The sequence below is a fragment of the Bartonella sp. W8151 genome, assembly GCF_016100385.1.
Taxonomy (GTDB): Bacteria; Pseudomonadota; Alphaproteobacteria; order Rhizobiales; family Rhizobiaceae; genus Bartonella; species Bartonella apis.
The window spans coordinates 137,569-159,196 of the sequence record NZ_JACFSO010000001.1 but is presented as its reverse complement, the minus strand read 5'-3'; the positions used below and the strand labels follow the sequence as shown (position 1 = coordinate 159,196).

Sequence of the window (21,628 nt, the reverse complement as noted above, 5' to 3'; positions counted from 1 at the left end):
ATCCGGTTACGTGTAATCGTTTAAGTGAATATGGCTCATGACCGATCGACTTCAACACCTTTTATCCATACTGGATTTAGAAAAAATTGACCAGAATTTGTTTCGCGGTCAAAGCGGAAATTCGCGTTGGCAGCGTGTTTTTGGTGGCCATGTTATCGCGCAAGCGCTGGTTGCTGCCCATCGCAGTGTAGCTCCTGACAGATTCATCCATTCGCTTCATGCCTATTTTATTCGCCCTGGTGATCCGGACCGTCCAATTATTTACGAGGTTGAGCCACTTCGCGACGGAAGAAGTTTTTCTGTCCGGCGTGTGGTTGCCAAGCAGAATGGCGTTGCCATTCTTTCTTTTTCATCATCCTTTCAAGTCGATGAGCCGGGGCTTGATTATCAACGCCCGATGCCGAAAAATTTGCCGCAACCCGAAACATTGAGTGGCGAACATGCGATCGATCAGGCTATTCTTGAATCGGCACCGGAAAATATCCGCAACTATTGGAACGAGCAGCGTCCATTTTTAATTCGTCCGATTGATCTTGAAGATTATCTCACGCGCGACAAACATCAGCCGGTTCAACGCTGCTGGTTCAAACTTAACGGAAAAGTCGCCAGTACGAGAAGTCTCAATTCCGCTCTGCTTGCTTATCTTTCCGACATGACGTTGCTTGATACCTCACTGATTGTTCATGGATTATCCATCTTCACACCCGGTCTTATTCCGGCAAGTCTCGACCATTCCATGTGGTTTCATCGTCCGTTCAGTCTTGATGACTGGATGCTTTATGATATCGAAAGCCCGAATACACATGGAGCACGCGGTTTAAGTGAAGGATATATTTACACCCGCGACGGAAAATTGATTGCAAGTGTAGCACAGGAAGGGCTTATCCGCCTTGTGAAGGCAAAATCATAACAGATCAAAAATTGAATGCGGCAGAAGTGGAATTTTCGCTCATTATGCCGCGTTCATCCTTATCTCTTGGCTTGGTGCAGCTATCAGGTATTTTAGCTCACTAGAAACGATATCTTGTTTTGACGTATAAGGCCTTATCCATTTTTGCTATTCGGTTACAAATATCGCTGACTAACGGCTTTTTTCCGGTTCGATATCATTTTGATTTTATGAAATATTTATATTGAGTATTTTTCCAGCCATTATAGCGGTGTTAAAGATGCGGTTTCGCAATATCCATTTTTTCGAAAATTCGATATTTCTTCAGCTTGAAGTATACAATTCTCTTTCGCAATTTTCCTGAAACATAATCAGGTCGACTTCAGCTTGTTACGTGCGTAAAGCGGAAAATAGCGACTATTATATTTTGATAAATCAAAAGAGTTATCGCTCTCGTTTCCATATCATCTTGGTATCGGGAAAACCGTTATTTTTAAAATTCTTTTGTGTCCGATCTTCAATTGGCATGAACCTTGAATAGCTGATCCTGTGGTTGAAAATTTTCAGATTATTTTTGGTCGAACCAGTTCGAGGAGAAGACAAACTATGAAATTCATTTCTGCAATTATAAAGCCATTCAAACTTGATGAAGTGAAAGACGCTCTTTTAGGTATGGGGATCGATGGGCTCACCATTACCGAGGTTAAAGGGTACGGGCGCCAGAAAGGACACACCGAAATCTATCGCGGTGCCGAATATGCAATCAGTTTCTTGCCCAAAATTAAAATAGAAGTTGTTGTTCCTAGCGACCAGCTTGATCGGGTACTTGAAGTTATTACAGAGGCAGCCCGAACCGGACAAATTGGCGACGGTAAAATATTTGTCTGGTCTCTTGATAGAACTTTGCGCATACGTACCGGCGAAACCGATGAAAATGCGCTCTAAAGGAAAGTTTTTCAAAAGCACAATGCCTAAAAAATAGGCACAAAAGATAAATGATCAACAGCTAGGCATGTTTGTGCAGGGAAAACGGCAAGGAAAAGCAGTTGGCATGAAACTTGTTACAGATTGAAATGAGTGAACGTAGCGAAGAGTGAAGGTGGTGCACGTTCTTTTCCGAATGGAGAGATTTTATGAAGAGTTTTCAAAAATGGGCGCCGGTATTGGCGGGTGCGTTTGCATTAATCGGAGCGAATGCGGGCTATGCGCAGGAAGTTGAAACGGTAACCGAAGTTGTAACCGAAATTCCGGCAAAGCTCGATTCGGGTGATACAGCATGGATGCTTGTTTCGACGGCATTTGTTTTGCTCATGACAATTCCGGGGCTTGCCCTTTTCTACGGTGGCATGGTGCGTAAGAAAAATGTTCTGGCAACAATGATGCAGAGCTTTGCAATATGTTGTCTGATCAGCGTGATCTGGTTTGTTGCGGGCTATTCTTTCGCTTTTTCCGGAAAAAATCCCTATTACGGTGATTTTTCTCTAATGTTCCTGAAAGGCATTTCTATTGATGACCTTAACGGAACATTTCCGACCTATCTTTGGGTCGCTTTCCAGATGGCCTTTGCCATTATCACACCGGCATTGATTACCGGTGCATTCGCGGAAAGAATGAAGTTTTCGGCAATGCTGTGGTTCATGGGGCTATGGTCGCTTCTGGTTTATGCACCGATCTGCCATTGGGTCTGGGGTGGCGGGTTCCTCGGAAAAGACGGGGTACTCGATTTTGCCGGTGGTACGGTTATTCACGTCAATGCCGGTGTTGCCGGTTTGATTACCGCAATTGTTCTTGGCAAGCGTCAGGGATATCGGACAGTCAATATGGCACCCCATAATCTGTCACTTTCGATGATTGGTGCTTCGCTTTTATGGATTGGCTGGTTCGGGTTCAATGCAGGGTCTGCGGGTGCTGCCAACAAAGTTGCAGCCATTGCAATGTTGAATACGCAAATTGCAACAGCTGCTGGGGCCTTGTGCTGGATGATTGCCGAATGGGCCGTATCCAAAAAGCCTTCGGTTTTGGGAATTATTTCCGGTGCAGTTGCCGGACTTGTTGCCATTACTCCGGCTGCAGGTTTCGTTGAACCGGGTGGCGCTATTATCATTGGCATTGTTGCCGGACCGGTCTGCTATTTTGCTGCAGTCTTTGTGAAGCGCGCATTGGGATATGACGATTCGCTCGATGCTTTCGGAGTTCACGGTGTGGGAGGTGTTATCGGCGCACTTTTAACGGGATATTTTGCTTCCGATATTTTCTTCACCGACCAGGAAGCCTATGCGAAAGTTTCTGTACTCAATCAGGGGTTCGGTCTTCTCGTGGCCATTATCTATACCGCTATTGTAACGACCATTATTCTATATGTCGTTAAGGCCGTAATCGGATTGCGCCCGACCAAACAACAGGAAATCGAGGGGCTGGACATATCCCTTCACGGTGAAACAATCCAGTAAAAATCTTTTTAAAAAGAAGTAAAATTCCGAGCCCGCTTAAAAAGCGGGCTTTTTATTTCGCCTGTCGTTTTTTCGATTGGTTAATAGCCCGTTAACTCTCTCGTTTTATAGTCGCTCCTAAAAATTATCTTTCGATTATTTTCGGGTTTTTCAGGTTAGGTTATGCATCAGGATTCATCCCCCTTTGATTTGACAACAGATGGAGCTTACCAAAGCCCGCGTCTGGTGGAGATGTTTTCCCGGCAGATCGGCTCGTTTATCGGCATCGGTATTTTGGTGTTGATCGGGCTTGCTGCGGCCGCTCTCGCAACATGGAATGTTGCAGATCCCTGCCTGAGCTATGCCAATGATAATCCGGTTACAAATGTTATGGGGTGGCCGGGCGCTGTTTTCGCCGATATCGCTATGCAATTTTTCGGGCTTGCAAGCGTTGCAGCCCTTCTTCCGCCATTTTTTTGGGCAGTTCTTCTTATTGCCCAGAAAGACATAGGAAGGCTCGCACACCGGATTTTCTTCTGGCTGATTTCAGCATTCTGTTTTTCCGGTGTTATCGCGCTGGTGCCGCCTTTTGCGCATTGGCCAATGCCTATCGGGCTTGGTGGAGTTTTTGGCGACAAAATTCTGAATTTCGCCTATCTGTTTCTCGGTTCACTTCCCGCGGTTGTTTCAACGTCGATCATTGCTGCAATTTTCGGCCCTTTGGCATTCTGGACAGCTGCCATTGCCGGTGGTGTCGTCGGTCGTCGTAGCCTCAAGAAAAAAGCAAAATCCAGAAGACGCAGGTCGGACACGTGCATGGTGATGGATGATGATGACGAGCCGGCACGAGCCTCTCTGATGGTGACTGTTCTTGGCGGAACGATGCATCTTTTCTATTTGCTGAGAGCAGAACTCGGCCGGATTTTCCATCGCAGGGAACCTATGTTCCCGCCAGTGCCGGATGTTCGTGTAAGCGGTTATTCCGGTCGGGGACGTGTTGAACCGGATTTTTCGGCACCTTCTGACGAGAAAGGTGAAATGCCGTTTGTTGAAGAGGAAGAGATTCCTCAAAATGAGCCGCAACGCAAAGCCACTCATAGACAAACCGACGGATTTGAATTGCCGAGCGTCGACTTTTTGGCCGAGCCCGAACCGGTAGACAAGAGCGATGTTCTCACACCCGAAGCGCTGAAGGACAGAGCAGGTCAGCTTGAAAGTGTGTTGGAAGATTTCGGTGTCAAAGGACAGATTATCAACGCACGTTCAGGACCGGTCGTAACACTTTTTGAATTCGAACCGGCTCCAGGAATCAAATCGTCACGCGTTATCGGCTTATCCGACGATATAGCCCGTTCAATGAGTGCCATTTCGGCTCGCGTTGCAGTTGTTCCGGGGCGCAATGTTATTGGCATCGAGCTTCCCAATCCGAAACGCCAGATTGTTTATTTACGTGAAATCATTGCAACACAAGATTTCTATCAGAATAAAGCCAAGCTTGGACTTGCTTTGGGCAAGACAATAGGCGGTGAAGCCGTTATAGCCGATCTTGCCAAGATGCCACATCTTTTGGTTGCCGGTACGACCGGATCAGGTAAATCGGTTGCAATCAATACGATGATTCTTTCGCTTCTTTACCGGATGACGCCGGAGCAGTGCCGGATGATTATGGTTGACCCGAAAATGCTGGAATTATCCGTTTATGACGGAATTCCGCATCTTTTGACGCCGGTTGTTACCGATCCGAAAAAAGCCGTTGTTGCTTTGAAATGGGCGGTGCGCGAAATGGAAGAACGCTATCGCAAAATGGCGAAAGTCGGTGTCAGGAATATTGATGGCTTCAATGAACGGGTAAAGGAAGCCGAACGCAAGGGCGAACAACTTTCACGCACAGTTCAAACCGGTTTCGACCATGAAACTGGCGAACCGATTTACGAGACCGAAACTCTCGATCTTACAACTATGCCCTATATTGTTGTCATCATTGATGAAATGGCAGATTTGATGCTGGTCGCCGGCAAGGAAATCGAAGGTGCTATCCAACGCTTGGCACAAATGGCCCGTGCTGCCGGTATCCATGTGATTATGGCAACGCAACGTCCATCTGTCGATGTCATCACCGGTACAATCAAGGCGAATTTCCCGACGCGTATTTCATTTCAGGTAACCTCCAAGATTGATAGTCGCACCATTCTTGGTGAACAGGGCGCAGAACATCTGTTAGGGCAGGGAGACATGCTTTTCATGATGGGCGGCGGCCGTATCCAGCGTGTGCACGGACCGTTTGTCGGCGATGAAGAGGTTGAACAGATTGTCCAGCATTTGAAGACCCAAGGCGTCCCCGATTACCTTGAAGCAGTGACCGAAGAAAGTGACGATGACAACGCTGATGACGTTTCCGGTGGGACGAGCCATTTTGAAGATTCGCAGGATCCCTACGATCAGGCAGTTGCTGTTGTTCTAAGAGATCGTCGTGTTTCAACTTCTTATATCCAGCGCCGTCTGGGGATCGGTTATAATCGTGCCGCAACAATCGTCGAGCGGATGGAGGCAGAGGGATTGATAAGCCCTGCCAACCATGCCGGAAAACGCGAAATTCTGGTTCCTGAAGAGGGCGAAAATTTCTAAAATTTTACTTCTGATAGCGGCTGACAGGCCGTCTGTCATAGTGATGCCACAGGTTACTGCAAAGATGAATGCAGGAGATAATGAATGACAAAAAAATGTGCTTCCGTTTTCAAAGGTCTTTTCGTTGCTGCTGCTTTTGCAACAGCGGGGATCGCAACATCGGCCGTAGCGATGCCGGCAGCGTTCGCCCAGAATACGAATTTGGCGGCGCATGCACAGGATATTGCCAATCATTTTGCTGCAATACAGACAATGACCGGCGATTTTGTCCAGTTCAGTCCGAAAGGTGAAATGACCGAAGGGACGTTTTATCTCGAAAGACCCGGAAAAATTCGTTTCAGTTATAAGAATTCACCTGTGCGTGTGATTACAGATGGCAAATCGGTTGCGATCAACAATCGCAAGCTTGACACTTGGGACCTTTATCAATTGTCACAAACGCCGATGAAAATGTTGCTTGATACGAAGATTGATCTTTCGGACGGAAAACTTCTAAACGTCAGTCAGGATCAGGGGTCAACCACAATTGTTCTTGCCGATAAAACATTGGGCAAAGGCCAAATCCGCATGATTTTTGATTCAAAAACTTACGAGCTTTTGCAATGGACAATTGTTGACAAGCAAAATCTCGAGACAACCGTTCAGGTGACCAATGTGCGGACCGGAGTGAGATTTGCCAAAGGGATGTTCGATATTCCCTATCAACGTATTTCTATGAAAAGAAACGGCAATTAATTGCGATAATTTAAATTCGAAATCAGTTAAAATAAATAAATTATATATATAAATTTTATTATAATTTGTATAATTTTGTTTATATATTTTAGTAAAAATATTTTTAAGCTAAATATTAAAGTAATTTTTCATTTTAATTTTTCATTTTTAATATTTTAATTTAATGAATATAATTTTTCAGATAGATTAGTTACATTGATTTATTAAAAGTTACATTGATTTGGAAAAGTGCCTCATTGTTGGGAAAATAACTTTCCAAAATTGCCGGAATTCATAGCCTGCTTCTGTTTTAACAATTTCCGGAAACAATGCTGGTTTGGCTAAAACTGGATTTTGTCTCCTTTTGCGCTTAAAGAACTCACAACTGCTAAATTTCAATCAAGGTATGAGTTTGATGAGTTTTTCAATTGCTACATGGAATATCAATTCGGTGCGTTTGCGTTTGCCGCTTGTTCTGCAAATTTTGCAGCAAGAAAAACCGGATATTTTGTGTTTGCAGGAAACCAAGTGTCCGGATGATAAATTTCCCTATAAAGCTTTTCGTGCGGCGGGATATGAACACATCGCTGTTCATGGACAAAAAGGTTACCACGGCGTAGCAACTCTATCGTTGCGGCCATTCGAGGAGGTCGAAAAAAAAGAATTCTGCAACAAGCATGATTGCCGGCATGTTGCGGTTATCATAAAGGCAGGTGACAAACATATCCGCATACACAATTTCTATGTTCCCGCGGGTGGAGATGAACCAGACCCCGAGATCAATCCGAAATTTCGTCATAAGCTCGATTTTCTGGAAGAAATGAAAGCTATCAAAGCCGATATGGGCGACGGGCTTTCAAGCATTCTCGTCGGAGACCTCAATATTGCACCTTATGAAAATGATGTCTGGTCGCATAAACAACTCTTGAAAATTGTCAGCCATACGCCGATAGAAACCAGAACATTGATTGAACTTTGTTCTCAAGGCGGGTGGGTCGACCTTATGCGCAAGAAAATTCCCGAACCGCAAAAGATTTTCACATGGTGGAGCTATCGGGCCAAAGATTGGGCCTCGTCCAATCGCGGGCGCAGGCTGGATCATATCTGGTCATCTCCCGATTTGGTACCACATATGCAAGAAATGGAAATATTGACTGAGGCAAGAGGAATGGAAAAACCGTCCGATCATGTGCCGGTTATCATGCATTTCGACCTTGCATGAAAAAGGTGTCATTGTTTCTTCTCGCTTGTTGAATTTGATTGAACATGAACAAAATTTCACGGGATTTTCATTGCAGTTTATGGAATAAGAAGCGCGATAAAACGTTTGTCTGGCTATATGGCTTTTCGATCGGAGCAGGAAAATAATGCAGAAACGCCGTTTGCAAACTGTCGGCCGATCAACTCTTTCTTTGGCTGTGCTTACGGGCTTTTTTTTGCTTTCGGGCTGCCTTGTCGGACCTGACTATCAAAAGCCGGTTTTCAAGCTTCATTCCAGGTGGAGTGCCGATTCACGTGAAACGCCTTCAGCACCGCCGGAACTTGCCGACTGGTGGCAGCGGTTCAATGATCCGTTGCTGGATAAACTCGTGTCTGATGCGATTGCCGGTAACAATGATGTCCAGTCGGCAAAAGCAAGGGTGCGTGAAGCAAGAGCAACTTTGTGGCAGACAACCGGAACATTATTGCCAAGTATTGACGGCTCTGCTTCGGCCAACCGGAATAAATCGGCAGGGGGACCGGAGCGAAGCCAGTATCGTGGTGGGCTCGATTCAAGTTGGGAGATTGATCTTTTCGGCGCCAACCGGCGGGCAGTCGAGGCGGCAAAATACGGGCTTGATGGCGCCAAAGAAGATATGCGCGCAACAATGCTTACCCTCATTGGAGATGTTGCAACCAATTACGCGGAAATACGTGGGCTACAACAGCAGATAGCACTTGCCCAACGCACCGCGATTGCCCAACGGCGCACGGCACAATTGACCAAAGATAAATTTGCCGCCGGCGCAGTTTCCCAGCTTGATGTATCCAATGCCGAAGGACAGGCAGCCACTACCGAAGCCGGCATTCCTCAGATGGAAGCCAATCTTGCAACAACGATCCATCGTTTGTCTGTTTTAACAGGTCAAAGCCCGATAGCTCTTGATGATATAATGGCAAAGACGGGTAAAATTCCTGAACCGAAATGGCCGATACCGGCGGGCGTTCCTGCCGATATTCTGCTTACACGTCCGGATGTTCGTCTGGCCGAGCGCCAATATGCGCAGGCAACAGCTCGCGTCGGCCAGAAAGAAGCAGACCGTTATCCGTCTTTGACGCTAACCGGCAATATTTCTACAGCCGCAACCCAGCCGGGTGAACTTGGAAAAAGTTCTTCAATCAGCTGGTCGGCGGGACCGGGCTTGAGTATACCGATTTTTGAAGGTGGGCAGAGAATTGCAGCTGTCGAGGTTGCCCGTGCCCAGCGTGACCAATCTTTTATCAATTATCGAAGCAGCGTGTTGACGGCATTGGAAGATGTCGAGAATGCATTGGTATCGATGAGCAAAGAAAGACAGCGCTCGGCAAAACTTGCCATTGCCGCCAATTCTTACGCCAAGGCACTGAGCTTGTCCCGTTCGCTTTACCAAAGCGGCAATACCAGTTTTCTTGAACTGTTGAATGCGGAGCGGTCGCAGTATTCATCCGAACAGTCGCTTATCGAAAGTCGGGTTTCGATTACCAAGGACTATATTTCACTCATGAAAGCTTTAGGTGGAGGATGGGATGGTGCAGTAGACGATACGAAGCCGGAAATTGTCGACGGTTATACAGGGCCGCACATCAGAAAAGTTGAAACAGAGAGCAAAACGCGATGAAAGCAAAAAAAACAGTCACCATTATTATTGCTGTGATTGCACTGATCGTGCTTTTGATATTTATCCATTCGGCGTTTTTCTCCACGACTGCGCCAACCTATATGACGTCGAAGGTCAAAAAAGGAAATATCGAGGTCAGCGTTCTTGCCAACGGTACAATCAAGCCGCACCGGCTGGTTGCTGTTGGTGCACGCGCAACAGGTCGTATTGTTTCGATGAAAGTAAAGCCCGGAAGCATTGTCAAGCAGGGTGATTTACTTGCCGAAATCGATCCGACAACCCAGACAAACGATTTGAAAAGCAAGGAAGCAGCTCTCGCAAATTACCGCGGAAAACTCGCCGAGCAGGAAGCGCAACTTGTTCTTGCCAAACAGAATATGAACCGCCAGCAAAACATGATCTCTTCGCATGCGGTTTCCAAAGCCGATTTCGATGATGCCGATGCGCAAGTCAAAATCCGTGCCGCACAGATCGACCAGTTGAAAGCCCAGATTGTGCAGGCGGAAGTCGATGTCGAGACAGCCAAAGTCAACCTCGGTTATACGCGTGTAACGGCACCTTCCGATGGTACAGTTCTTGCCACCGTCGTTCAGGAAGGCCAGAACGTCAACGCCGTGCAGTCGGCACCGACGATTGTTATTCTTGGCGATTTGTCGGTCATGACTGTTCGTGCCGAAATATCCGAAGCCGACGTCATCAATGTCAAACCCGGTCAGGACCTTTATTTCAATGTTTTAGGCAATCGTACGCGGCGCTATGAAAGCCGGTTGGAAAAAATCGAACCGGCACCGGAATCCATCCGTAATGATATCAGCTTCAATTCATCCTCGACGGCTTCTTCAAGCTCGTCGACTTCACAGGCCATTTATTATAATGGCACGTTCAATGTGCCGAATGATGATGGAGTTTTGCGCACTTATATGACAGCGGAAGTTCATATTATTCTGGGGCGTGCCGAAAAAGTGCTGCTTATACCGAGTGATGCATTGAATGATGTTTCGGGCAAAAAAGCGGTGGTCAATGTTCTTGACAAAAACGGCAAGCTTGAAGCCCGCAACATTGAAACCGGACTGAATAATAAAGTGATGGTCGAGGTTGTTTCAGGACTTGAAGAAGGCGAAACGGTTGTAACCGGTGTCAGCAACGGCACCATGCCTTCGGTATCCGGAAGCCGTCACCGGATGGGGCCGTTCTGATCAATGGAAAACACTCACAAAGATGCGGTCATTGTTTTGAAAGATGTCGTACGCGAATTTCCCGCGGGCGAAACCAGTGTGCGCGTCCTGAAAGGCCTTAATCTCACTATCTATCGTGGCGAGATGGTGGCAATTGTCGGCGCATCGGGTTCGGGCAAATCGACCTTGATGAATATTCTCGGCTGTCTTGATCGGCCAAGTTTGGGAAGTTACAAAATTTCAGGTAAAGAAACCTCGCAACTTTCCGCTGATGAACTTTCTGCACTTCGTCGTGATCATTTCGGCTTTATTTTCCAGCGCTATCACTTGCTTGGTGAATTGACAGCGCTTGATAATGTCGAAATTCCGGCCATTTATGCCGGACGTTCTCCCCATGAAAGGGAAAGGCGTGCGACTGCGCTGTTACAACGTCTCGGTATGGGCGAACGCATCACCCATCGGCCGGGGCAACTTTCCGGTGGTCAACAGCAACGTGTTTCGATTGCCCGTGCATTGATGAATAATGGCGAAGTTATCCTTGCCGACGAGCCGACGGGAGCACTTGATAGCCATAGCGGTGAAGAAGTCTTGCGCATTCTGGAGGAAATCCACGCAGAAGGGCGCACAATCATCATTGTGACTCATGATATGTCGGTGGCCAAAAAAGCCGAACGGATTATCGAAATCAGTGACGGGGAGATTCTATCGGATAAACCCAACCGCCCGACAGAAGTAGCCACTGGACACGCCGACGAAGTTGCAACCGAAGTTGTCAGCAACAAAAAAATCGGAATGTTGAGATCCTTTCTTGACCGCTTCCATGAAGCTTTCCGCATGGCTTTGTTGTCAATGAATGCGCATCGTATGCGCACATTTTTAACGATGCTTGGGGTGATTATCGGTATAGCAGCGGTTGTTTCCATGGTTGCTTTGGGAAATGGTACGCAAAAACAGATTCTTGAAAACATCAATAGTCTGGGAAGCAATACATTGAATATCTTTGCCGGAAAGAGCTTTGCCGATATGCGATCGGGCAAAGTCACGACATTGGTCGATTCCGATGCGACAGCACTTTCCGAACAACCTTATGCCGATGCAGTCACTCCGAGTGTTACAACATCTTCCACTGTCCGCTATGGTTCGATCGAATCCAATGTGACCGTTTATGGCGTGAGCGACCAATATTTCAAAGCACAAGGTGCAAAACTCGTTGAAGGGCGCCTATTCGATTCCGAAAGTGTGGCTTCACGTGCCACCGATCTGGTGGTTGAAAAGCAGGCTGTGCCAACACTTTTTCCCGATAGCCACGAAAGTCCGATTGGACAGGTCGTTCTGGTCGGCAAAGTTCCTACCCGTATTGTCGGCGTTATCGAATTGCAGCAAATGGGGCCGCCTTCCGACACTTTGCAACTTTATTTGCCTTATACCACTGTTCAGACACGTTTTCTTGGCAATAAGACCGTTCGTTCGATTACCCTTAAAGTTGCCGATAATGTTGATTCACGTTTGGCGGAGGCCGCGGTTAAACGCTTTCTCATTATGCGGCATGGCACAGAAGATTTTTTCATTCGCAATTCCGAAGAATTTCGTGAACAGGTTATTGCAAGTACACAGGTTTTGACTTTGCTGGTTGCATCCATTGCGTTGATTTCACTTCTGGTCGGCGGCATCGGTGTAATGAATATCATGCTTGTAACAGTCTCGGAGCGTATCAATGAAATTGGTGTGCGTATGGCTGTGGGAGCGCGACAGAGTGATATTCTCCAGCAATTTCTGATAGAATCTGTCCTTGTTTGTCTGATTGGTGGTGCCTTGGGGATTTTGCTTGGTCTTTCTGTCGGGTGGATTTTTGCAGTAAGCGGCGCACCGTTTAAACTTGTTTACTCGACAGGTTCGATTATTATAGCTTTTGTTTTTTCCACGCTTATCGGCATCGGCTTCGGTTTTCTGCCTGCACGCAATGCCTCTAAACTCGATCCCGTTGCCGCGTTATCGCGCGATTAGCTTGTCTTGATCGAATGGATGCGTTGATAAAAATAGAATTTGAAGGAAGTCTAAAGTGTCAAAGACCACTCCGGCAACAGCCTTTCTGGATCATAATCATATCGAATACGAGTTTATCACCTATCAATATGATCCGCATGCCGATCGTGTGGGAATGCAAGCGGCAGAAGCTGTCGGGGCTGATCCGGAAACCGTTTTCAAAACACTGATGGTCAGCGTTGACGGTAAACCCCATGTTGCAGTTTTGCCATCCGATCAGGAAGCCAATATGAAAAAACTTGCTGCCGCTTTTGGTGGAAAACACGCCGAAATGTTGAGCGTCGAGGAAGCCGAAAAACTCACCGGCTACAAGGTTGGCGGTATCTCACCTTTCGGGCAAAGGCGGCATTTACCAACGGTTTTCGAGAAAACGGCCGAATTGTTTGATAAAATTTATATCAATGGTGGTGGCCGCGGTTTTCAGGTGAAAATGCGTCCCAAGGATGCGATTGATGTCATTTCGGCAAAAGTTGCCGATTTCAAGCGCTGAATGACAAAAGTCTGTGGCCATTAAATCCTGAAGCTTCCTCAAGCCATCCGAAAGATATGCCTCAAAGAAAATTGTTTCGAGTTTTCAGAGATAGGCACGCAGTTCAGCGCCGATGAATTTGATATATTCGCTTGCAAGCAATCTCAATTCGCCCAATTGCCTAAGCAGACTTTGTTCGCTTGCTCCTTCGCTGATCGGGTAGGCGATAAAGTTGATATCCGGCATCAACCGGTTCAGTTCACGCAAAGATCGTGGCATGTGATAGTCGTTAGTGACGACATAAACCTTTTGATAATGGTTTTTCTTGATCCAGTCTGTGGCTTCTTCTGCATTGCCGATTGTATTGATTGCTTCACGGCCAAGATCGACACAGCATTCAAAAAGTTGCGGATCACTATGGGTAACGCGGATCAAAGCCTGCTTATTGGTTGACGGATTGACACCGCTGATCAATAACCGTTTGCCCAATCCCTTGGCAAGCAGGCCAACACCTGCCTCTACCCTCCGTTCGCCACCGGTTAACACAATAATTCCATCCGCTTCGACTAACGGATCGGGTGGAACAAGGCGATATACTTTTTCGCTGAAATAGAAAAAACCGGCTCCGAACAGGATAATGCAAACGAGTATAAAGATACTGACCGGGGGAAGATGTTTGAAAAAACGCCTTTTCCAACGCAGCAATCTGATCTGGCGAAGCTTTTTTCGCTTCTGCTCGGGATCAGCCAATTGTGCATATAAGGTGTATTCACTCATCGTCAGAACAGATCACTTTCCCTGCGGTCGATGGATTTTAATTGGCTCAAAATTGTCAGGCGGCTCGTTATCATGGTTAAAAGTGCCACGAAACCGATCAATATGAAAATTTTGATATCACTTGCAAGGCCGAGACTGAAACGACCGAACAGTGCAGAAGCCTGATCGCTTCCCGCAGTGCCCGCGGTAAAACGCGTCCACAATGAAAATGCGAGGAAAACGACAATGCCTGCTACACCCCCCAGGAGAGCGCCTTTGAAACCGGTTTTGAAAAAATGAAAGTCGAATTGGCGCGCAATGAAACCTGATTCGGCGCCGATAAAGTGCAACACTTCGACAATGTGTTGATTGGCTGAAAGGGCACTGCGTGTTGCAAATATGATTGTGAGTGTCAAAGCGGAAATGACAAGTGCCAATATGACGAGACCGATAATAATTGTTGCATGTGCCATCGTGACAAGCCGGTTGATCGCGTTGCGGTGGTCATCAAAACTGCCACCGGGTACTTGTGTCGCAATGGCATCGCTGATCATACCGAAATCGGCGGTATTGGTATCATCAAGTGTCACGACAATAAGACGGGGGATGGGAAGTTCTTTCAATTCCAGTCCCGTCCCGATCCAGGGTTCGAGTAGCCGTTCGGTTTGAGTACGGTCGATGATTTTCGCCGACTTCACCCCTTGAAACCCTTTCACAAGTTCGACAGCATAATTCAATGTTTTTTCGATATCGAGACCGTCAGTCGGCCCGACTTGAATTGTTGCTTCGCGTGATATCTGGCTTTCCCAATTATGTGCGGAATAGGCAATGAGATCGACACCGCCGATTGCAAGAGACGCAAGGAATGTCATGATCGCAATGACAACAACAAGTGCTTGCCCGGCAACGTCGGAAGCAGGTACTATCGAAGTTTGTGCAGGAGTATTTTTCTTTGGCCAGAACCTTGGCGGGTTTTGCGGTGATGAAAGCTCAGTCATAAAGTTCAAGCCTTCCATCATTTAATACCATGCGACGCGCATCAACCTGTTCCATCAGATTGACGTCGTGGGTTGCAATAATCACAGCTGTGCCCGAACGGTTAAGCTCGATAAAAAGCCGCAACAATCTGCGAGCAAGGACAGGGTCGACATTACCTGTCGGTTCATCGGCAAGCAATATTTCCGGCTGGTCAATCAATGCGCGGGCTATTGCCACACGCTGTTTTTCACCGCCGGAAAGAACCGGCGGCAATACATCCATACGCTCACCCAACCCCACCCATTGAAGAAGCTCTTCGACCTCGGCCCGATAGGTTGCTTCCTCACGGCCTCTCACACGTAAGGGAAGTGAAACATTTTCATAGGTTGTCATATGGTCAAGCAGCCGGAAGTCCTGAAAAACAATACCGATCCTCTGGCGTAATTTCGGCATATCCTGTCGTTTTAAAAGTGCGGTATCGTGACCGAATATGTTGATAAGACCGCGCGTTGGCTTTAATGCCAGAAACATCAAACGCAGCAGGGTGGTTTTGCCGGCCCCTGATGGCCCGGTCAAAAACTGGAATGATCCGTGCGGAATATAGAAGCTTATATCACGGAGGACTTCCGGCCCCATGCCATAACGCAAGCCTACATTTTCGAAACGAATCACTCTTAAATTACCTGTTCTTCCCGCACGAATGTTAATCCGGCATGGCCTTGTCGGCCGCCATTTCCTTTAAAGACAACTTTTCCGATCATATAAAGGCACCTTGGAAACCTTGACCGGATAACCTTATTTTTCCTATCCTTAACGAATATGGTTAAGTCGCGGTTAAAATTTATTGTCGTCAAAAGCTTTCTTAGCGCGAATGTCTGTGTTAGGCCGCAACCATAAATTTTTATATGGATCATAAAATGCCTGTTATTGATGGAAAGTCGATTGAAGTTCTTTTTTCTGAAGAGGATATTGCAAAACGCAACCGTGTCATAGCAAGCGAAATTGCAGCTAAGAGGCCGCAAAATCTGTTGGTGCTGCCGGTTTTAAAAGGCTCGTTTATTTTTGCCGCTGACCTTATAAGGGAGCTTCACCGCGTTGGTGTAAGCTCGTCAGTCGAATTTATCACAATTTCAAGCTATGGCGCCGGTCAGGAAAGTGGAGAAATCAAACTTCTTCATGATTTTGATAGCGATATTACAGGGCGTGATATTTTGTTGATTGACGATATTCTGGAATCAGGAAAAACACTCAAATTTGTGCGCGATCTTTTGAGAAATCGCGGGGCGGGGCGCATTTTCATTGCAGCCCTCCTTGATAAAGCAATGCGCCGCAAAGCCGATATCGAGGCCGATTTTGTAGGCTTTTCCTGTCCGGATCAATTCGTTGTCGGTTATGGAATGGATGCCGGACACGCATTTCGGCAATTACCTTTTGTCGGTGTGATTGAAAAATGAATGGCGAAAAAATTTAATTTATAAAATAAGAGTTTAATTTATAAAATAAGAGATAGCTTAAAAATCATTTCCGGATTGTTTAATTGATACAATTTCAAGTTATTATCTCAAAATAACAAATAAAATATTGATGTTAAATAATATTTTAAATATTGTATGATATTATCATAATTAAAAGAAATATTTTTAACAAATTTAAGGTAAAATTAATCATTTTAATATTGTTCAGGTAGAAAATATATTCGTGTGAAGCTATCGAATGGTTTTATGAACAGTGCGATGGTTTACCGCTTATTGTCTGTTGAAAGATCGTTTGGCGGGGAAAATCCATAGCGGGCAATTGACTGTAAAGATCAAATACAAAGACAGTCATTCTGAAATAATTTTCCCCGTTTCAATAAATGGCAACCCGATTGTGAGATGCCTATAAAATTCCAAAAACATCATGATTTCAAAATAGGCTTTACGAATATCTTTCTTTCATTGATTAGGAAAATTCTGAACGGTTTTGGGAGCAAAAAGTTCGAACGAAAAACCGTCCGGATCGTAATTCAAATCGGCATGACCGTTAAATCGTGCAGGTAGGAGGCGTTTAATCAACTTGCTACCAAAACTGAGTTTTGTAGGTTCGTGAACCATTGGGCCACCTTTTTCGCGCCACGAAAAATGGAATTCGTTTTTTTCGATTGTCCAATTGATTTCCACGACGCCAGTTTTTGTAGAAAGTGCCCCATATTTAACTGCATTGGTGCTCAATTCGTGTAACGCCAAAGCCATGGAAAGAGCTGTTTGCGGCGATAGGGAAACCTGCGGGCCCGAAACGATAAATCTTTTTCCGGTTTTGTCATGGATATCAAGGCTGCTTTCGACAATCTGTTGGAGATCGGCACTGTTGGCTGCACCTTGCGTTAAAATATCCTGCGCATGGGCAAGTGCGTTAAGACGCACAGAAAAATTCTGTAGCGCTTTTGTCATCGACGTTTCTTCAGTCAGTGTCTGATTGGCTATACTTTGAACAATGGCCAGAATGTTTTTCACACGGTGGGCAAGCTCGCCGGAAAGAATGGCTTGTTTTTCCTGCGCCTCGCGTCTCTCCGTCACATCTTGCAAAACGCCTAAGATGCGGTGCTTCATTGAATTGCCGACATCTTTCGGAGCAGCTTCGGCCCAATAGCCGATCCAGCGTAATTGATCGGTATCTTTACGCTTGACCTGAAATTCGAGATGCGTGATCAAACTTTCATCTTGCCTCGTTTGCAACATCTGTTTTGCAATGTCGCGCGGATTGTCAATGATAACCGAATAAAAGTCACTTAACGGAAGCTCGGGACTTTCCTTAAAACCTAACAATTTCAAAAATTGTGGTGTCGCTTCGATCATGCTGCGATCGCGATCAATTTCAAAAGCTCCGATACCCGCTGCCTGTTGGGCGAGCCGCAGCCGCTCTTCGCTTAATCGTAATGATTCTGAATGGCGTTGTTCATCAGTCCGGTCACGAACAATTTTTAAAAATCCTTGTTGTTTGCCGTCATCACTATAAAGAGCCTGAAGGTCGCCCGATGCCCAGAATGTGCTTCCGTCTTTTCTTTGGTGAAAACGTTCAACAGCATCAATGCGATGAAGGCTGGCCATTTGTTGACGTGTTTCGGGAAGTTTATTTATCCGGTCTTCTTCGGTGAAGAGAATATCAAGAGGTTGCCCGATAGCCTCTTCGGGCTTCCAACCAAAAAGCTTTTCCGCCCCCGGACTCCAGCTCACGATGAGCCCGTTCATGTCTGCCGTCAATATTGCATAGTCCAAGGCATTATCGAGAATAAGCTGGTTACGCCAACCCTGTTTTTCAACACGCTTCATCATGGTTATCCAGACTCCGTTTTAATAACCTATGAATACTGTCATGTACAAACAGGTGTTTAACGTCATCCCGCTGTTCCCGTTAAGTTTTATACCATACAGTCAAAGCTTTGTTAACTCTCTAACCAAGAAGTTTATTGTAAAAAAATGAACCAAAAACAGGAATTTTTATATTTGAACAATTTATCATTCCCGTCAAAAAGCGGATTCTTGCCAATTCAAATTCCGATGAAGCATAGACAAGTTTAAAAACTTTCTTCCATAATTAATATGATAATTGATATAATTTTTTAAAGTTATTTTTTTATAAAAACAAAAATGCTATTATAACGGATGTTATTACAAAAAATTTTTGTATATAAAATTCTGGTAAAACATATTGATACATACAGAATTTCGTAACGTGCATCAGTATTATCAATTTTTATGCGTTTATAAAAACTCAATAAGAGTATTATTTTGTGAAAATTAATTTTTATTTTCGATAAAGAAGTATTTAAGAATCATTATTGGAATCGACATGAAAATTTTGATCAACTTTACATGTTTATTTTCGGTGATTCGTTCGAAAGAAGAAAAATAGATTTTTTCGTGCCATTATTCATTTGGTTATGGAGCTTTGTGGGGCCTGAAGGCATTTCCTGAAAAATAATAGCTATGTTATTAAACATATATTTTTTGGACCTATGAAGGCTTTTGAATAGTGATATTTTTTAATCACCGGTTCGGTTTTCATAACGCTTTTGCATTTCTCATTCGAATGTTAATGTTTAGCGAAAATCAACATAAAGATAGCTATCACCGAAGTAATAATCGGTGCCTTTCAGTTTAAAATCTGCGCCAGAACAAGATATTTTTATGAGCGGTTTAGCGTTGATGAAATAATGCTATTTTATTTGACACAAAAATCTGGTCATGTTTCTCTCGGAATTAATTAATATAGCATGAAAAGAATTCGGGTAATCTGGTTTGCTGATGAAACGGCTGTAAAATACCGGTTTTGAAAACCGGCTTTTAAAGTGAGGATATAATTATGGTGTCGAAAAAACATGGACGTTATGATTCCTATCTTGAACAGGCACGTAACCTTCCTCCGATCAAAACAGGTGTTGTTCACCCCTGTTCAAAAGAAGCCATGCTTGCCGCTATTGAGGCCTGGCAGGAAAAATTTCTGGAGCCGGTTCTGATAGGGCCTGAGCAAAAAATACGCAATGCAGCCAAAGCCGCCGGTGTCAAAATCGATGGTCTGGAACTGGTGCCAACCGAGCATAGCCATGCTGCTGCGCAAAAAGCCGTAGAATTGGCTGCCAGCGGAAAAGTTCAGGCACTTATGAAAGGTTCACTCCATACAGACGAATTGTTGAGTGCGGTGGTCAGTGCCCAATCAGGGTTGCGAACAGAACGGCGCATCAGTCATGTTTATGCGATGGATATACCGGCCTATTCCAAGCCGCTCCTTATCACCGATGCGGCAATCAATATCCGGCCCGATCTTGATGATAAACGCGACATTGTCCAGAATGCGGTTGATCTTATGCGCATTCTAGGGCTCGAAAAACCACTTGTTGCGGTTCTTGCTGCGGTAGAAACCGTTAATTCGAAAATGCCGGCCACCCTTGATGCAGCAGCCTTGACCGTTATGTCGATGCGTGGGCAAATTACCGGTGCAGTCGTGGATGGGCCGTTGGCGTTCGATAATGCGATCAATTTGAAGGCGGCGGAAATAAAAGGCATTGTTTCACCGGTAGCCGGAAAAGCCGATATCCTTTTGGTGCCGGATCTCGAGGCTGGCAATATGCTTGCCAAACAGTTGATGTATTTTGCCGACGCCGGTGCCGCCGGACTGGTTCTCGGGGCACGTGTTCCAATCATTCTTACCAGCAGATCGGACAAAGTGGAAGTGCGCCTTGCTTCTGCAGCTCTTGCAAAAATAATGGTCGAGCGGCGTTTCAAACTGGAGCACGCACACCATGAATAACCGGATTGTAACATTCAATTCCGGTTCTTCGTCGTTAAAGATCGGACTTTATGAAAATAATGGTGGCCGTGCAGAACGTCTTGGTAAAGGGTCGATTGATCTCAGGCGTAATTGTTTTTCATTCCGTATTGAAAAGACCGGCGACCAGATAGCGGCAGCACCGCTGCCGGAAAACGCCGATGACAAAGAAATGCTCAAGCAGGTGTTCGGCTGGCTTACTCAAAGAATGGAAATTGGAGATATCAAAGCTGTTGGTCACAGGATCGTTCATGGTGCCGATATCTTCAGGAGTGCCTGCGTCGTCAATGATAAAACATTGGATTATATGGAATCACTTATTCCGCTTGCTCCGCTGCATCAGCCTGCCAATCTCAGATTGATTTATCTTGTTAAAAAACTTTATCCTTCGCTTATGCAGACGGCATCTTTCGATACGGCTTTTCATCAAGGCCAAAGCGACAGGGTAAGGCGCTTCGCTATCCCGCGGATTTTACATAATCGTGGTATCAAAAAATATGGCTTTCACGGCCTTTCTTATCAGTATATTGCCGAACAGCTCCCGAAATTGCCAAAAGATGTCAGAACGCAAAACGTTGTTATTGCCCATCTTGGAAGTGGTGCCAGTCTTTGTGCATTGAAAAATCATCAAAGTGCAGAAACGACAATGAGTTTTACGACGCTTGATGGCGTGCCAATGGCAACGCGTTGCGGGGCGCTTGATGCGGGAGTGCTCATACATCTATTGCGTAACAATCGCCATAGTGTCAGCGATATGGAATATATGCTTTACCACTCCAGCGGCCTGCTTGGCATGTCCGGCATCAGCGCCGATTGCAGAGATCTGGTAAGTTCCGAGTTGAAGCAGGCAAAACAGGCGCTTGATGTTTTCAACTTGCGCATCGCTCAGGAAATTGCACGTTTGGCTGTCACGTTGCAAGGGCTCGACACCATCATTTTTACTGCCGGAATCGGTGAACACCAACCGGAGGTTCGTGAGGCTGTATTGGAGCAGTTGCGGTGGATGGGCATCGAAATCGATTATAAAGCCAATAATGCCAATCAATCCCGGTTGACGACATTCAACAGTCCGATTGCAGCATTTATTATTCCGACAGATGAAGAACAACGCATCGCCGATGATGCTGCCCGTCTGATTGACGAAAACGAAAAAACGCCGAATTGATTTTTTCATGTCGGCTTGAAGGTGTAACCAAAATAAAATGTGGTCAGCTTTTTCCGGAGGAAAACCGTTTCATCCTGTTAGCGTCCGCTTTTACGACGGAATATTTTTAAAAAATAAAAAGCGAAAAGCCTGTCCAATAGTGTGAGAGATTGAAAATCCCTGTTTCGGAATAAAGTGTGGCTACGTGCCTGTTTGTTCATCACGTAGTCGGTTAATCCGCTGA

General features: G+C 45.6%; 17 protein-coding genes. 13 read left to right on the top strand and 4 right to left on the bottom strand.

The window, feature by feature from the left end:
* Nucleotides 1–37: 37 nt before the first annotated feature.
* The 10 genes from H3V14_RS00735 to ybaK all read left to right on the top strand — a co-directional run bounded on the left by H3V14_RS00735 (nt 38) and on the right by ybaK (nt 13,223).
* Nucleotides 38–910, top strand: a complete 873-nt coding sequence (locus H3V14_RS00735) for an acyl-CoA thioesterase II (protein ID WP_198226072.1) — start codon at nt 38–40, stop codon at nt 908–910.
* Nucleotides 911–1,495: 585 nt separating this feature from the next.
* Complete coding sequence (locus H3V14_RS00730) at nt 1,496–1,834, top strand: P-II family nitrogen regulator (protein WP_075869389.1); 339 nt, start codon at nt 1,496–1,498, stop codon at nt 1,832–1,834.
* A 335-nt stretch (nt 1,835–2,169) separates the two neighbouring features.
* Nucleotides 2,170–3,339: an ammonium transporter gene (locus H3V14_RS00725; RefSeq protein WP_246784950.1), complete on the top strand. Its 1,170-nt coding sequence runs from the start codon at nt 2,170–2,172 to the stop codon at nt 3,337–3,339.
* A 162-nt stretch (nt 3,340–3,501) separates the two neighbouring features.
* Nucleotides 3,502–5,943 (top strand): DNA translocase FtsK, encoded by a 2,442-nt coding sequence (locus tag H3V14_RS00720; protein WP_198226070.1) that lies wholly within the window; start codon nt 3,502–3,504, stop codon nt 5,941–5,943.
* An 84-nt stretch (nt 5,944–6,027) separates the two neighbouring features.
* Nucleotides 6,028–6,678 carry an outer-membrane lipoprotein carrier protein LolA gene (locus H3V14_RS00715; protein WP_198226069.1) on the top strand — a complete coding sequence of 217 codons (651 nt, stop codon included), beginning with the start codon at nt 6,028–6,030 and terminating at the stop codon, nt 6,676–6,678.
* A gap of 394 nt (nt 6,679–7,072) precedes the next feature.
* Nucleotides 7,073–7,879 carry an exodeoxyribonuclease III gene (locus H3V14_RS00710; RefSeq protein ID WP_198226068.1) on the top strand — a complete coding sequence of 269 codons (807 nt, stop codon included), beginning with the start codon at nt 7,073–7,075 and terminating at the stop codon, nt 7,877–7,879.
* A 145-nt stretch (nt 7,880–8,024) separates the two neighbouring features.
* Nucleotides 8,025–9,515, top strand: coding sequence for an efflux transporter outer membrane subunit (locus tag H3V14_RS00705; protein WP_198226067.1), 1,491 nt, complete (start codon nt 8,025–8,027; stop codon nt 9,513–9,515).
* Nucleotides 9,512–10,711 carry an efflux RND transporter periplasmic adaptor subunit gene (locus H3V14_RS00700; protein ID WP_198226066.1) on the top strand — a complete coding sequence of 400 codons (1,200 nt, stop codon included), beginning with the start codon at nt 9,512–9,514 and terminating at the stop codon, nt 10,709–10,711. Before H3V14_RS00705 ends, H3V14_RS00700 begins: the two co-directional genes overlap by 4 nt.
* Nucleotides 10,712–10,714: 3 nt before the next feature.
* Entirely contained in the window at nt 10,715–12,694 is a 1,980-nt protein-coding gene (locus H3V14_RS00695; protein WP_198226065.1) for a MacB family efflux pump subunit, read from the top strand.
* Nucleotides 12,695–12,749: 55 nt separating this feature from the next.
* Nucleotides 12,750–13,223 carry a Cys-tRNA(Pro) deacylase gene (ybaK, locus tag H3V14_RS00690; RefSeq protein WP_075913842.1) on the top strand — a complete coding sequence of 158 codons (474 nt, stop codon included), beginning with the start codon at nt 12,750–12,752 and terminating at the stop codon, nt 13,221–13,223.
* Between the two features lie 84 nt (nt 13,224–13,307).
* On the opposite strand, the gene H3V14_RS00685 is transcribed toward ybaK, so the two are convergent.
* From H3V14_RS00685 to ftsE, 3 genes are read right to left on the bottom strand one after another with little or no spacing between them, the layout of a single operon-like run.
* The gene (locus H3V14_RS00685; RefSeq protein ID WP_198226064.1) at nt 13,308–13,979 is read right to left on the bottom strand and encodes a YdcF family protein; all 672 of its coding nucleotides are present in this window, start codon (nt 13,977–13,979) and stop codon (nt 13,308–13,310) included.
* A 2-nt stretch (nt 13,980–13,981) separates the two neighbouring features.
* A complete protein-coding gene (locus H3V14_RS00680; RefSeq protein ID WP_210326512.1) occupies nt 13,982–14,956 on the bottom strand; it encodes an ABC transporter permease in 975 nt (324 codons plus the stop codon).
* Nucleotides 14,949–15,608 (bottom strand): cell division ATP-binding protein FtsE, encoded by a 660-nt coding sequence (gene ftsE, locus H3V14_RS00675; protein WP_075869379.1) that lies wholly within the window; start codon nt 15,606–15,608, stop codon nt 14,949–14,951. Before ftsE ends, H3V14_RS00680 begins: the two co-directional genes overlap by 8 nt.
* Before the next feature lie 245 nt (nt 15,609–15,853).
* Between ftsE and hpt the strand changes: the two genes are divergently transcribed.
* A complete protein-coding gene (hpt, locus tag H3V14_RS00670; protein WP_075869899.1) occupies nt 15,854–16,390 on the top strand; it encodes a hypoxanthine phosphoribosyltransferase in 537 nt (178 codons plus the stop codon).
* Nucleotides 16,391–16,870: 480 nt separating this feature from the next.
* Here the strand turns inward: hpt and H3V14_RS00665 are convergent, their stop codons facing one another.
* Nucleotides 16,871–18,247, bottom strand: a complete 1,377-nt coding sequence (locus H3V14_RS00665; RefSeq protein WP_246784913.1) for a sensor histidine kinase — start codon at nt 18,245–18,247, stop codon at nt 16,871–16,873.
* A gap of 1,030 nt (nt 18,248–19,277) precedes the next feature.
* Between H3V14_RS00665 and H3V14_RS00660 the strand changes: the two genes are divergently transcribed.
* Nucleotides 19,278–20,222, top strand: coding sequence for a bifunctional enoyl-CoA hydratase/phosphate acetyltransferase (locus tag H3V14_RS00660; protein WP_198214466.1), 945 nt, complete (start codon nt 19,278–19,280; stop codon nt 20,220–20,222).
* Nucleotides 20,215–21,405 (top strand): acetate/propionate family kinase, encoded by a 1,191-nt coding sequence (locus H3V14_RS00655; RefSeq protein WP_198226063.1) that lies wholly within the window; start codon nt 20,215–20,217, stop codon nt 21,403–21,405. The genes H3V14_RS00660 and H3V14_RS00655 overlap by 8 nt, the downstream gene beginning before the upstream one ends.
* Nucleotides 21,406–21,628 lie beyond the last annotated feature (223 nt).